This is a genomic window from Amphritea balenae, assembly GCF_003858655.1.
Lineage (GTDB): Bacteria > Pseudomonadota > Gammaproteobacteria > Pseudomonadales > Balneatricaceae > Amphritea > Amphritea balenae.
In genome coordinates this window covers 147,653-162,103 of record NZ_RQXV01000006.1, presented here as the reverse complement: position 1 = coordinate 162,103, position 14,451 = coordinate 147,653, and the positions used below count along the sequence as shown (strand labels likewise).

Genomic DNA, 14,451 nt, shown 5'->3' with positions numbered 1-14,451 from the left:
TATCAAATGCTTTGGACAGTTTGATCATTGTCTCTTAAGCATCCAGCAGACACTCTTATTGCAAAACAACAATAAGAAGGCTGACGATCATGCTACCCGAAGTAGAAATTGCCACGCTAAACACCATTGGCGACGGTTTACGCCGCGCCGCTCAACGCTTTGCAGATAAAGAGGCTGTTATATTCCAACAACGTCGCTGGACTTATCAACAGCTGGATCAATCAGTCAATCGGGTTGCAAACTATCTACTGCAGAGCGGGTTGCACCAGGGCGATAGGGTGGCGGCTTACGGCAAGAATTCAGATGCCTACCTGATACTATTTCTTGCCTGCGCCCGTGCCGGCATAATCCATGTGCCTATCAACTTTGCACTAGTGCAAGATGAGCTGTTATATCTGTTAGGACAGTCCGGCGCTGTAGCCGTCTTTATGGATGAAGATCTAAGCGACAATGTTGCCGCGATACTACCTGACACATCAGTCACCATCAGCGGCACATTGCAGGCTCAGGGCAGATCAGTAACTAGCCCCGATATTCTACAGACAGCTCTCTCAAACGCAGACCACCAGCCGCCTGCAGTAACAGTGAAAGAGACCGACCTAGCTCAGATTCTCTACACCTCAGGCACCACCTCCCATCCCAAGGGAGCGATGCATACTCACAGAGGTTTTATGGCTGAATATAACAGCTGTATTCAGCACCTCTACCTGAGTTCCGATGACCGTTCACTCTGCGCTCTACCGCTATATCACTCGGCCCAGATGCATGTATTTACTATGCCGGCACTGATGATCGGTGCCACCAGCTATATTATGCAGGCACCACTGCCTCAGCTTGTATTCGAGGCTATCAGCAATGAAAAGCTTAACTCAGTTTTCGCACCACCAACCGTCTGGATAGGTTTACTAAGAGATGATGGCTTCGATCTGCACGATCTCAGTTCGCTGGTAAACATTTACTACGGTGCTTCGATTATGCCTGAGCCGATAGTCGCTGAACTGCAGCAACGCCTGCCCGGTTGTCAGCTGTTTAACTGCTATGGCCAGAGCGAAATGGCACCTATTGCCACCGTACTGGCTCCGGAAGAACAGGAAGGCAGACTCGCTTCTATAGGAAAGCCGGTAATGTCGGTGGAAACCCGCATCGTCGATCCGGTGACGATGCAGGATTGTCCGGTGGGCGAGCGGGGCGAAATTATCCACCGTTCCCCCCATGTGATGGTTGGTTACTGGGAAAAACCGGAGCAGACCGCCGAAGCCTTTAGTGGAGGCTGGTTTCACTCCGGTGACCTGGCCTACGCCGATGAAGAGGGCTACCTCTATATCGTTGATCGAATCAAAGATGTGGTAAATACCGGCGGCGTATTGGTCGCCAGTCGTGATGTCGAGGAAGCGCTTTATCTGCATCCAGCGGTTGCCGAAGTTGCAGTGATTGGCACGCCACATGAAAGATGGATAGAAGCGATCACCGCCGTCATCGTATTTAAAGCGGGCGAGGACGCTGACAGCGATGAACTGGTCCGGCACTGTCAGCAACATCTGGCGCCTTTCAAAGTCCCTAAGTCCTTTATTTTTACCGATGCTCTGCCCAAGAATACGGCCGGCAAGCTACTGAAGCGAGCCCTGCGTGAGCAGTATAACGAAGCCCAACTGAATGCGGCTCTGTCGATTTAACCCCTTCACAACAATAAGAAAGATAAGCAGGAGTAACACATGCTAAGAATAAAAAACCAGCTAATAGCTGCCTCAATAAGTGCCATTATCGCCAGCACAGCTCAGGCCGGTGCAATATCAGACGACGTGGTCAAGATCGGCGTATTAGGTGATATGGGTGGCGTTTACGCCGATATCTGTGGCCCGGGCTGCGTCATTGCGGCGCAGATGGCGGTTGAAGATTTTGGTGGAACAGTGCTGGGTAAGCCGATCGAATTGGTCAGCGCTGACGATCAGAACAAGCCCGATGTTGGCTCCGCGAAAGTACGCCAGTGGATTGAGGATGAGCAGGTTGATACCGTCACCGGTTTGGTGGCTTCATCGGTCACTGGCGCGGTAACGAAAGTGTTAACCGACAACAAAAAGATCGCCCTTATCGGCGCATCGGCTTCCCATGCTTTCACCACAAAAGCCTGCTCACCCTACAACGCCCACTGGACCTACAATGTCGTAGCCCTGGCAAACGGTACCGTTAAACCTATGGTCGATGCGGGGAAGAAAAAGTGGTTCTTTATTACCGCCGATTACGCTTTTGGTCACGCCCTTGAAGGTGTCGCTTCTAAGGTAATCGAATCAAATGGAGGTGAAGTAGTAGGGGCCGTTCGGGCGCCACTGGGCACCACTGATTTCTCATCCTATGTACTGCAGGCACAGTCTTCCGGCGCCGATGTTGTCGCCCTGGCAAACGCCGGCGCTGACTTTATTAACGCGCTGAAGACCTCAGCAGAATTTGGCCTGACTGAAACCATGGATGTTGCCGGTCTGCTGGTATTTACTCAAAGCGCACTAGCACTGGATCCTGATATTGCCGGCGGAATGAAACTCACTACGGGTTTCTACTGGGATATGGACGATGCGACACGGCAATGGTCAGCCCGCTTCAAGAGCCTTCACGGCGGTATCCCATCGATGGCTCATGCCGGTGTTTATTCTGCCACAATGCATTATCTTAATAGCGTCAAGGTTGCCGGAACTGATGCTTCAGATGCGGTGATGGCACAGATGAAGTCCAGTAAGCCGGATGACTTCTTTGCCCGTAATGCAAAGCTGCGTAACGATGGTCGAATGGTCCACGATATGTACCAGATGCGTATAAAAACAGCTGCTGAGCGTAACGGCGATGATGACCTGTTTGTGGTTGAGAATGTAATTCCTGGAGAAGAAGCCTTCGGCCCGATGCTGGCCGAATGTGACTTTAAATAACGATTCTGCTTGAGAAACAGAGCTTCAGCCCGCAACTGCGGGCTTTTTTATAAAGGCTAGATTCAGGGACGGGCACTCACCCGGCTGCCACTGTTTAATTCTGCAGGAGGGTACAGGACGACCTGTTCATTTTCACTCAGACCGCTGAGTACCTCAGCTTTACGACCATTATTGTGGCCGACTTCAACCCGCCTTAACTCCGCATTGCCCGACTCAAGAGTATACACGGCCCAGTCAGACTCATTACGAAATAGCGCACTGGAAGGAACGATTAACGCGTCGGACTGCTCCCATATAACGATCCGTGCTTCAACTCTGAAACCATGCCCCAGACTGGCGCGCTGCTGTGCGGGATTGGTGAAGTGGATAGTTGCTTTAACCCGCTGCTCTTCCACACCCAGTGCAGAAAACTTAGTGAAGCCCCAGGGCTCTACTTTGGCCACGCGGCCCTGTAACACTTCAGGACCTCCCCAGTTATCAATGATGACCCTATCATCAGTCCGAACCTTAACTGCATCGGTGGATAACAGCTCAACCACTACTTCCAGCTCTTTTGATATATCACCAATTTCCAGGATTGCCTGACCCGCCGGCAGGGTCGTTTCACTCTCCTGCAACACCCGCAGAATACTCCCGGAATGGGGCGCCAGTATATTGATCACATCATTATCGGTCGCGGTACTGGCAACTGCACCAGGGGAAAAGGTAATTAACTCGGCCCGAGCCTTTGCCAGTGATGCCTGACGCATAGAGATAGTCGCTTGAGCCATTTCAAGTTCAGCACTGGTCGTACGCCACTTACGCTGCGCCTTATCTAATGCAGAGACACTCACTGCACTACGCTTTTTCAGATCGGTAATACGCCTTAACTCGGCGCTACTCAGCTCGGTATCGGCAATCGCTTTATTCAGCTTAGCGCGCGCCAATCGCACTGATGCTTCGGCAGATGAAACCGCTGCACGAGCTTGTTCGCGGGTACGCTGATCCAGCACTTCTGGGTTGGCCGGCAACATCTGCGCGATAATAGTTTTGCCCTTTTCCACCCGGTCACCGGGTTCTACATCGATACGCAGTAATCGGCCGTTCACAGGGGTAGAAACAACGTAGGCATCCCGCACCCGGGTTTTACCTTCATCTTCAATCGTCAGTTGCATAGCCCCTCGTGTTACCTTACCGACGTCCACCAGCAGCGGCCGCGGCATAAATGCCCAGACCAGCAGAGACAGAACCAGTGCGATACTAATCAGCAGCAATCCCCGGTGCGACTGTTTCGATGCCATAATCCTGTTACTCCCTAATCTTTAACGCAGAAACCAGATCAATCCGGTCAATATCCCGCTTTACTAACCAGCCAGAAAACAGCGCAGCAATAATGACTGCCAAAGCAGCAAAACCATAACTCTGGGGTACAAATATCGCAGAGACCTGATACAGGTCCGTGCTAAAGCCTTTGGATATTGCAAACACCAGGTAATAACCGATCAACCCGCCTAAAGGCAGCGCCAATAATGTAATAATGGCTAACTCAGCCAACAATACAAACGCCGTTTCAGACCGGCTAAAACCGATCACACGCAAGCTGGCCAGATCCCTTGCCCGCTCAGCAAAGGCAATACGAGCACTGTTATATACGATACCAAAGCTAATAACACCGGCGATTGCTGCCATCAAATAACGCACCGCTCCGGCACTGTTATCAACCAGTGTCTGAAATGCTTGTCGCGCTTTATGTTTCAGACTAACGCCCGCAATAGCAGGTAAGGCTTTAATCTTACGAAAGATCTGATCCTGTTGACTGCTATCGATACGCAGATAAGCGCCTGTGACTCTGTTGGGCTCACGCAGCACCCGGTTCAATCGATCCAGCGCCATATATGCCGGCGATCCTATTAATGTCTCTGCAACAGCGGTTACCGGTATTTGTAATTTAGGCTGTCGCCCCTCCCGGACATTCACCGTCAGCATGTCACCGGGAGATACCTGTAACAGATCTGCCAATGCACTGCCCAGCACAATACCTTCATCCTGCATCGGTATCGCTTGTTGCTCAGCATCCAGGGCCCGGTTTAATCTGACCGACGCCGGCAAGCCGGTAATCGCTCCCCGATAGCTCTGATGTCCATGGCTAAATAGCACAGCAACCGATCGCACCGGCTCAACCTCAATGACGCCTTCGATACTTTGTAATTCATACAACACTTTGTCTGACAGAGACTCAATAAAGCTTACCTGCAGATCACTCCTATCGATCAGGGTAAAGCTCAGCGCCATAGTACGGTCAAAGGAACTCATGACATTTAACATAGCTACCGCCAGCGACATTCCCGCGGCGATACCGACAATCCCTCCGGCAGCCCTGCCCGGCTGACGTAATAATCGCCGTGCAACCATACGACCGGGCTGATCAAGCCCCCGCTTCAACCAGGCTGACAGTTTGGCTGAGCGACTATAATCTGAGGGAGCCGGTGGCTGCATTGCAACCGCAGGTGTTAAGCGATACACCCCGATCAAGACCCACATACCGCCTGCAGATGCTGCCAAAACACTCACCAGGGTGCCCAACAGAAACATTGCCGGATCAACCTGAAACACTAAGAAAGGAAACTTGTAATAGCTCTGATAAAACTGTGCCAAACTGCGGCCTGACAACACCCCTAACAGACAGCCCAGTAATGCACCGCTAACAGCAATCAGCAGAATAAACTTCAAATAATGAAGACTAATCTCGCTATCCCTGTAGCCAAATGCTTTGAGTAACCCGATCTGCTCTCGCTCAGCATGAATCATGCGGGAGATAACAATATTTAGCAGGAAAGCTGCTACCGCCAGAAAAATAGGCGGCACTATGCGATTTGAAACTTTAAGGCCATTGATCTCCTCTTCCATAAAGCGGTTAGAAACATGATCAGACAGCCCGTACGCGCCTAACCCACCATAAGGTTCAAGTAACTGATCAACCCTGTCTAATATTGCTTCCGACCGCCCCTCATCGACGACGCCCAGCAGAATCTGGTTTACTGCCCCGTTCATATCATAAACCGCCGCCAAAGCGGACTGGCTCATCCAGATCACCGCAAAACGGTTATCATCAGGAATAAACTCACCCGGCGGTGCTGAGTAGAGAAACTCAGGCGCCTGGGCTAAACCGACAATATTAAACACCCTGCGAGCACCATTCATAGTTGCCGACAATCGGTCTCCAGGGCTCAGTCCATGCGCTTTGGCAAAATCCTGCAACAGTACTATTTCACTCTCGCGGGTTGGATCAGGTCGCCTCCCCGACGTCAGATAAATATCATTTAACCGGGCTTCGCCCCGATCAGGTAGTGATACAGCCTGAGCGCTAAGCGGCAGATCCTCATCTGGTAAATTAATCAGCGCACTGCCTGTTACCCGGCCAGCGACAGCCGTAACGCCTTCCAACACCACCAGACGGGCTAGTATCGATTCAGGTGCTCGCTGAAGAGGCGCGAACACCTGAGCCAGACGATGCCGTTCGTAATATGCGCGCCGGGTTTCCTCTAAGGACTGAACCAGACCGCTCATCATCACCAGCATCAGAACCCCCAGCGCGATCACTAAACCTATTGCAATTGCCTGGCCTTTTATCCGCCAAAGGTCACGCAATAACTTGCGATTAAGTGGCGAAAGTCCGATTCGGCTATACATCACTTACCAGACCAGATCCCGGGCTGAACACTTTTCGCTGTTCAATACCGTTTCTCTGATTTGTCCGTCGGCAAAATGAATCACCCGATCAGCCATACTGGCTATAGTTGCCGCATGGGTGATAATGACAACGGTTGTGCCCAGCTGCTGGTTAACCTGTTGTAGCACCTCCATCACCTGACGCCCACTTTCACTATCTAATGCACCGGTGGGTTCATCACATAATAATACCCGGGGTTGTTTGGCTACCGCTCTGGCGATAGCAACTCGTTGTTGTTCACCACCCGATAATTGCGATGGAAAATGATCCATACGCTGATCCAGGCCGACCAGGGCTAATGCTTCTTCGGGACTGATCGGACTCTCGGCTATCTCAGTCACCAGTTCAACATTCTCCTGGGCCGTCAGGCTCGGCATCAGGTTATAAAACTGGAACACAAAACCTATATGATCACGCCGGTAGAGAGTTAAAGCGGCGTCATCCATCTCATTAAGGTTCTGATAAAAAAAGCGCACCTGACCCGCACTCGGCTTATCCAAGCCTCCCAGAATATTTAAAAGGGTCGATTTTCCACTACCAGAGGGGCCCAAAAGCACAACAAACTCCCCTGACGGAATGATCAGGTCAATGCCCCGCAAAGCATGTACCGCGGCACTACCTTCACCATATACCCTGGTGAGGGCTTCAGTGCTAAAAGCGACTTCAGTATTGTCGTTATTCATAGCAGAACTCATATAAGAGCGACTCTGTCTGATGCACTCATGTGATCGGTAGTTATTGATTAGCCGCTAACTATTAAGCATACAAAAGGAATGCTTGATTAGCCTCTACGCTATCCACAATCTCTACAAGGCCGCTGATAGCTATGGGACAGATGGAAACATTTAGCCGACTGCTGATCACTCAATCCACCAAATCAAAAATCATAACTACTGTTGGTGGCCACTACGTTGTAGTCGGTATCGATCAGCACCGCCGGATCATGATAACTATCCAGTACGTTGCACATTGTTATTAGCCAGCTGGCTCGGGTCATCTCTCTGGTCCGTCAATTCTGTCGCTGATAAGTTAATCATGACAAATTGATAATCTGATAACCAGCCATGGAATGGGTAACCTGGAAAGTACTGGACTTGTTCGCTGGTTCCTGACTATCCGCTTTCAGCAACCCTCCAAATGATTTGACGCAGATCAGTTTAGCGATCAAATACAGCCAAAAAGTACTTACTAAGTTAACCATACTGGGCAGCATTCAGCATTTGTAACACGTCTGGCGTGTTAAATTCAGTCATCTTTAATTTGCCTTCAATCCGGCCTGAATCAAAAGGAAAAAACCCTGGCTCTCCGTCGCAAAATCATACTGGCATTTCTATTTTCGATCATTTTCGGAGTAGTGCTGGTGTCTCTTTTCCTTGAGCGCAGTATTAAGGGATTTGCGATTGATAACTGGTCGGATAATCAGTCTCTGGTTGTGAACACGCTTAGCAATCAGATTGATAATGAGATTAATAACGCCAGAAATCTTTTGCAATATACGGCATCCATGCCGTACTTTCAGAATCTGACAGCTGCCGATAAAGTTGACCGACAAATTAATGGATTGCCTGAACAGTTTGAACCCATTAAACGCTCGGCGCTGAAACAGCTTACCGGTAGTAACGGTCCCTTTTCAGTCGTCTTTATTCTGTTCCCCAATGGCGATCATTACCTGTCCCACCCGTTTGACGTTCAGAAAAAGCTTAAGCGCTACAATCTGGCCGATCGGGACTATTTCAAAGCTACCACAAGAACCCTAACAACCAGTATTTCCGACAGCTTTATTGGCGCCGACGGCAAACTTGCGATCGCTATTAACACACCTGTTTTTGATATTGAGAATAACCTGATTGCACATCTTGGCGGTGTATTACACCTTCAGGATCTGTCTAAATTAATCGATGCTGATAAAATTGCACCTTTCGATCAGGCGATTATTCTGGATCGTCAGGGAAAGCTGATTGCCCACTCAGATCAGACCCAGATTCTGCCAGAAAACCGGGATACTTATTCAAATGACCTGCCGTTTAAAAGTAAGCTAGAAAAGCTCGCCCGACAGGCCGATCAAAGCTATCTGATAGAACCTAGCAGTAACAAGGACAAGCAGACCCAACTCAATCTCATTACTCAACTCGGCTCGGGCTGGACGCTGATTCTGGAGCGTAGCGAAAGTAATATTCTGAATCAGTTCACCGGACATATTAACAACACCACATTACTGGTCAGCGTTATCCTGTTCTCAGTTTCAGGTTTTGGCATCTGGGTTTCAACTATTCTCAGCGGACGTTGGGCCGATACGACCCTGAAACTACAACAGTCCAATGACTCACTTGAAGACCGGGTACAGCTTCGTACTGAGGAGCTGGAACAGACTCGTCAGCAGCTAAAGTTTGCCCTGAAGGGTTCCAACCTGGGTATGTGGGACTGGCACATTGATAGTGGCGAAACCTTATTTGACGACCAGTGGAAACTCTTACTGGGTTACGTTCCCGAACACCTGCATGTCTACAACTTCTCGGTCTGGTTGGGATTAGTTTATAGTGAAGACAGGCCTTTATTGCAAAACTTTGCCAAGCAGACCCGGCATCAAAGGCATTTCCAGTGTGAGCTTCGTATGCGCCATGCTAACGGTCACTGGTGCTGGTATGAGTGCAAGGGTATGGCGGTCGAGTATGATACTGATGACAGCCCTACCCGGCTCATAGGTACTCTCCAGGAGATCTCCGAACGTAAGCTGACTGAAAACCGTTTACGTCAGTCTGCCCGGGTTTTTGAGCATGCCCACGAAGGGATCATGATCACGGATAAAGATAACCGCATCATTGATGTGAACAGAGCGTTCACTGAACTCACCGGATTCACCCTGGAAGAAGTTAAAGGTCGACAGCCTAATATGCTTAACTCGGGATACCAGTCGGAGCATTTTTATAACGATTTATGGCAGGACCTGGAGAGTCAGGGTTATTGGAAAGGGGAGATCTGGAATCGCCGTAAAGATGGTGAGCTGTTTGCTGAACAGTTAACCATAACCGCGCTGACCAATGCTCAGGGAGTAACCGATCAGTACATCGGTATTTTCTCCGACATTACCCACATGAAAGAGCAGCAGAGCCGACTGGAACAGATGGCGCACTACGATTCTCTCACCAGCCTGCCGAACCGAATTCTGCTGGCAGATCGACTGGAACAGGCGTTGTCACATACCAACCGAATGCAAAATATGCTGGCGGTAGGCTATCTCGATCTGGACAATTTCAAACCAATTAATGATCAGTTAGGGCATGCAACCGGCGACCAGCTGTTGATTGCCGTTGCCAACCGCCTGAAACAATGTGTCCGGTCTGACGATACAATCTCCCGACTTGGCGGTGATGAATTTGTATTGCTGCTACCGGATCAGGATTCTGTAGAGCAGTGCAGCCTGACCTTTGATCGCATCATCGCTAAATTAGCCGAGCCTTATTATATAAACAACCATAAGCTATCGGTGTCAGCCAGTATCGGTATTAGTCTCTATCCTATGGATAATGCTGATACTGACACCCTGCTTCGACATGCCGATCAGGCCATGTATACAGCCAAACAAAGCGGCCGTAATCAGTATCATTATTTTGACCCTAATCTCGAACTGGCCGCCAAGCAACAGCACGATGCCTTAGATGAGATCAGCACCGGGTTAACAAAGAATCAGTTTGTCCTGCACTATCAGCCAAAAGTTGATATGCGCAGCCACAAAGTACTGGGAGTAGAAGCCCTGATCCGCTGGCAACATCCTGAACGGGGGCTGTTGTTTCCTGACAGTTTCCTGCCAGCCATCGAAAACAGTGATGTCTCCATCACGCTGGGCAACTGGGTGCTGCAACAAGCCATTCAACAGGTTAGCCAACTGCATCAGCAGGGACTGAAAATAAGTGTTGGTATCAACATTGCCCCTCGCCATCTGGAGTCAAAGAGCTTTGTTTCAGACCTGACGTCGTACCTGCAGGCGGTCCCTCAGCTACCTGAAAAAACCATAGAGATAGAAATTTTGGAAACCACCGCACTAGAAGAGATGAATGGTGTATCCGATATCATAAGCCAGTGTCATCAACTGGGCCTGAGTGTAGCTTTGGATGACTTTGGCACCGGATATTCATCCCTCACCTACTTCAAACGATTACCGGTGGATACAGTGAAAGTCGATCGTTCTTTCGTTATTGATATGCTCGATGATGAGGAAGATTACACTATCGTGGCAGGCGTCATTGGATTAGCCAAAGCATTTCAGCGAACCGTCGTTGCGGAAGGGGTTGAAACGGAGCAACATGGCCAGTCATTGATGGCACTGGGTTGCGACCAGGCCCAGGGCTATGGCATTGCTAAAGCGATGCCACCTGAACAACTACCTGACTGGATCAGAGAATACGAAAACGAGTCGGTTTCACAAATTAAAAAGCCCGCATAATGCGGGCTTTTTAACGTCAGCTTATCGCTAGTCCAGCTGCTATTGCTCGTTAGTGGTTGTAAAGATGTACATCCCGCTGCGGGAAAGGAATACCGATACCATTGCTATCCAGCGCCACTTTCACCTTCTCATTAACATCAAAATGAATATCCCAGTAATCTTCTACTTTAGCCCAGGGACGCACCACCAGATTGACTGAACTATCCGCCATTTCAGTAACCCCGACAAAGGGAGCCGGATCCTGCAATACCCGGTCATCAGACTGCAGTACATCCATAATGACCTGCTTCGCTTTAGCGATATCTGCGTCGTAAGCGATGCCAATGGACAGATCGACCCGTAACGTACCTTCAGCACTGATGTTAGTGATACTGCCGTTCGACATCGCACCGTTGGGAATAATAATCCGCTTATTTTCCACGCTGATCAGAATCGTAGTAAAGACCTGAATTTCTTTCACAACTCCCAGGTGGCCCTGAGCTTCAATCAGATCACCTACTTTATAAGGCTTAAACAGGATCACCAGCACGCCGCCAGCAAAGTTTGCCAAACTACCTTGTAGGGCCAGGCCTATAGCTAAACCAGCAGCACCCAGTACGGCGATAAATGAAGTTGTCTCTATCCCTACCATCGACGCCACGCTGATCAACAGCAAGGCTTTCAGCCCCCAGGAGAGCAGACTACCAATAAAGGACACCAGCGTCTGATCCGTTTTAGACCTGGCCATCCCTTTTTCAGACAGCCGAACAACCATTCCGATCAACCACAGACCAACGATCAGAGTGACCAGAGCCAATATTAATTTCGGGGCATAACTGATCGCCAATGAGATGGCCAGATCACTGTATCTATCTAACTGTTCCATATAAATAACACTCCCTTGCTACTGAATCTCAGTTATCTTAGTCAAATTGAGCCGTCAACACGCGCTCCAGATACTAACCCTAGCGCTCCGAACGCAGGATGAACAGCACTAACAATAAATGACAGACACAAAAAAGCCTGCATTTAGCAGGCTTTTTCAACAGAACCTCAGCAACAACTATTTGTTCGCTTTACGCTCTTTCTCTTCAGCAATTACTTTCTCAGCAACTGACTCGTAGGGATAAGTGGCATGCAAGTCTGCATACTACTTAACTCAGACACAAAAAAGCCCGCGTTAAGCGGGCTTTTTTATCAGAACGTCAGCAACAATTACTTGTTAGCTTTACGCTCTTTCTCTTCAGCAATTACTTTTTCAGCAACTGAGTTAGGACATGCAGAGTAGTGTGCAAACTCCATAGAGAACTGACCACGACCAGAAGTCATAGTACGCAGAGATCCGATGTAACCGAACATCTCAGACAGAGGCACGTCAGCTTTAATACGAACACCTGAACCTGCAGCTTCCTGACCCAGGATCATGCCACGACGACGGTTAAGGTCACCGATAACATCACCTACGTGATCTTCAGGAGTAAATACGTCAACCTTCATTACCGGCTCCAGCAGCTGTGGACCCGCTTTAGGCATGGACTGACGGAATGCACCTTTTGCAGCGATTTCAAACGCAACTGCAGAGGAGTCAACCGCGTGGTAGCCACCATCGAACAGTTCGATCTCAACGTCCAGTACTGGGAAACCAGCCAGAGGACCTGTATCCATCATGCTCTTGAAGCCCTTCTCGATAGCCGGGAAAAACTCCTTAGGTACGTTACCACCAACAACGGTAGAGGAGAACGTAAAGCCAGTGTTCTGCTCACCCGGCTTAATACGGTAGTCGATCTTACCAAACTGACCAGAACCACCAGACTGCTTCTTATGAGTGTAAGAGTCTTCCAGAGGTGCTGTAATAGTTTCGCGGTAAGCAACCTGTGGCTGGCCTACTTGCAGCTCAACGCCGTAAGTACGCTTCAGGATGTCTACTTTGATATCCAGGTGCAGTTCACCCATACCTTTCAGGATAGTCTCACCAGAATCTTCGTCAGTCTCAACGATGAAGGTAGGATCTTCTGCAACCATCTTACCGATCGCGATACCCATTTTCTCAGCGCCACCTTTATCTTTAGGTGTAACTGCAATAGAGATTACCGGCTCAGGGAATACCATGGCTTCAAGAGTACATTCGTGCTTAGGATCACACAGAGTGTGACCAGTCTGAACGTTCTTCATACCAACGATTGCAATAATGTCACCGGCTTGAGCAGAACTCAGTTCTTTACGCTCATCGGCTTCCATTTCACACATACGGCCAATACGTTCAGTTTTACCTGTAAACGAGTTCAGGATAGTGTCGCCTTTATTCAACACACCCGAGTAAACACGGATAAAGGTCAGGGCGCCGAAACGGTCATCCATGATTTTGAATGCCAGTGCGCGGAAAGGCTCATCAGTGGAAACAGTAGCAACTTCACCAGTTGCTTCACCGAACTCATCTGTCAGATCTTGTGGAATAACATCTGTTGGGCTTGGCAGGTAATCAACAACCGCGTCCAGAATAAGCTGGATGCCTTTATTCTTGAATGCAGAACCACAGTAAGTTGGGAAGAATGTCAGTTCACGAGTACCCTTACGGATACAACGCTTGATGTCTTCCATAGCCGGCTCTTCGCCATCCATGTAAGCCATCATCAGGTCATCGTCCAGCTCTACAGCTGTCTCGATTAGCTGCTCACGGTACATTTCAACATCTTCTACCATGTCAGCGGGGATTTCTTCAATCTTGAAGTTCTCTGGCAGACCAGAGTCATCCCAAACGAATGCCTGACGAGTTAGCAGGTCAACAACACCTACGAAGTCTTCTTCACGACCAATAGGAAGAACCATGATGAGTGGCTTAGCAGCCAGTACATTCTCAACCTGATCTACAACTTTAAGGAAGTCTGCGCCCATACGGTCCAGCTTGTTTACGAAGATGATACGGGAAACGCCCGACTCATCTGCATAACGCCAGTTAGTCTCTGACTGAGGCTCAACACCACCAGAACCACAGAATACACCAACACCACCATCCAGTACTTTCAGGGAACGGTATACTTCAACAGTGAAGTCAACGTGTCCTGGAGTATCGATGATGTTCATGCGGTGATCTTTCCAGAAAGTGGTGATCGCCGCTGACTGGATAGTAATTCCGCGCTCAGCTTCCTGTTCCATGAAGTCGGTCGTAGATTCACCATCGTGAACCTCACCAGTCTTATGGATTTTACCTGTCAGTTTCAGGATACGTTCTGTAGTGGTGGTTTTACCCGCGTCAACGTGGGCAAAAATACCGATATTACGGTAATGAGATAAGTCAGCCATTTCTTCACTCGAATAGGTAAGGGCAAAAATTGGGCGCCATTATACAAGATTTTACGGCGCTTGTAGATACATAAAAGCAATAAAATTAATCACGTCGCTTTTGGCAA

Annotated in this window: 8 protein-coding genes; 3 read left to right on the top strand and 5 right to left on the bottom strand. The window is 49.2% G+C overall.

Annotated elements, in window-relative coordinates:
- Positions 1-89: 89 nt before the first annotated feature.
- Together EHS89_RS12035 and EHS89_RS12030 are read left to right on the top strand one after the other, a co-directional pair.
- Entirely contained in the window at positions 90-1,673 is a 1,584-nt protein-coding gene (locus EHS89_RS12035; protein ID WP_124926402.1) for a fatty acyl-CoA synthetase, read from the top strand.
- Positions 1,674-1,712: 39 nt separating this feature from the next.
- Complete coding sequence (locus EHS89_RS12030) at positions 1,713-2,915, top strand: ABC transporter substrate-binding protein (RefSeq protein ID WP_124926401.1); 1,203 nt, start codon at positions 1,713-1,715, stop codon at positions 2,913-2,915.
- A 62-nt stretch (positions 2,916-2,977) separates the two neighbouring features.
- Here EHS89_RS12030 and EHS89_RS12025 read toward each other — a convergent pair whose 3' ends face one another.
- The 3 genes from EHS89_RS12025 to EHS89_RS12015 are packed head-to-tail and all read right to left on the bottom strand — an operon-like array spanning position 2,978 to position 7,307.
- Entirely contained in the window at positions 2,978-4,195 is a 1,218-nt protein-coding gene (locus EHS89_RS12025; protein WP_124926400.1) for an efflux RND transporter periplasmic adaptor subunit, read from the bottom strand.
- Positions 4,196-4,202: 7 nt separating this feature from the next.
- Complete coding sequence (locus tag EHS89_RS12020) at positions 4,203-6,584, bottom strand: ABC transporter permease (protein ID WP_170167491.1); 2,382 nt, start codon at positions 6,582-6,584, stop codon at positions 4,203-4,205.
- Positions 6,585-6,587: 3 nt separating this feature from the next.
- Complete coding sequence (locus tag EHS89_RS12015; protein WP_124926399.1) at positions 6,588-7,307, bottom strand: ABC transporter ATP-binding protein; 720 nt, start codon at positions 7,305-7,307, stop codon at positions 6,588-6,590.
- Positions 7,308-7,984: 677 nt separating this feature from the next.
- Here EHS89_RS12015 and EHS89_RS12005 point away from each other — a divergent pair.
- Positions 7,985-11,065: an EAL domain-containing protein gene (locus EHS89_RS12005; RefSeq protein ID WP_124926398.1), complete on the top strand. Its 3,081-nt coding sequence runs from the start codon at positions 7,985-7,987 to the stop codon at positions 11,063-11,065.
- Between the two features lie 49 nt (positions 11,066-11,114).
- Here EHS89_RS12005 and EHS89_RS12000 read toward each other — a convergent pair whose 3' ends face one another.
- Together EHS89_RS12000 and fusA are read right to left on the bottom strand one after the other, a co-directional pair.
- The gene (locus tag EHS89_RS12000; RefSeq protein ID WP_124926397.1) at positions 11,115-11,930 is read right to left on the bottom strand and encodes a mechanosensitive ion channel family protein; all 816 of its coding nucleotides are present in this window, start codon (positions 11,928-11,930) and stop codon (positions 11,115-11,117) included.
- 329 nt (positions 11,931-12,259) lie between these two features.
- Positions 12,260-14,344 (bottom strand): elongation factor G, encoded by a 2,085-nt coding sequence (fusA, locus tag EHS89_RS11995; RefSeq protein ID WP_124926396.1) that lies wholly within the window; start codon positions 14,342-14,344, stop codon positions 12,260-12,262.
- Between the last annotated feature and the right edge of the window lie 107 nt (positions 14,345-14,451).

Excerpts from the sequence above, each read along its gene's own strand:
- fusA (WP_124926396.1), bottom strand. The coding sequence starts at position 14,344 with ATGGCTGACTTATCTCATTACCGTAATATCGGTATTTTTGCCCACGTT.
- EHS89_RS12030 (WP_124926401.1), top strand. The coding sequence starts at position 1,713 with ATGCTAAGAATAAAAAACCAGCTAATAGCTGCCTCAATAAGTGCCATT.
- EHS89_RS12035 (WP_124926402.1), top strand. The coding sequence starts at position 90 with ATGCTACCCGAAGTAGAAATTGCCACGCTAAACACCATTGGCGACGGT.
- EHS89_RS12015 (WP_124926399.1), bottom strand. The coding sequence starts at position 7,307 with ATGAATAACGACAATACTGAAGTCGCTTTTAGCACTGAAGCCCTCACC.
- EHS89_RS12000 (WP_124926397.1), bottom strand. The coding sequence starts at position 11,930 with ATGGAACAGTTAGATAGATACAGTGATCTGGCCATCTCATTGGCGATC.
- EHS89_RS12020 (WP_170167491.1), bottom strand. The coding sequence starts at position 6,584 with ATGTATAGCCGAATCGGACTTTCGCCACTTAATCGCAAGTTATTGCGT.
- EHS89_RS12025 (WP_124926400.1), bottom strand. The coding sequence starts at position 4,195 with ATGGCATCGAAACAGTCGCACCGGGGATTGCTGCTGATTAGTATCGCA.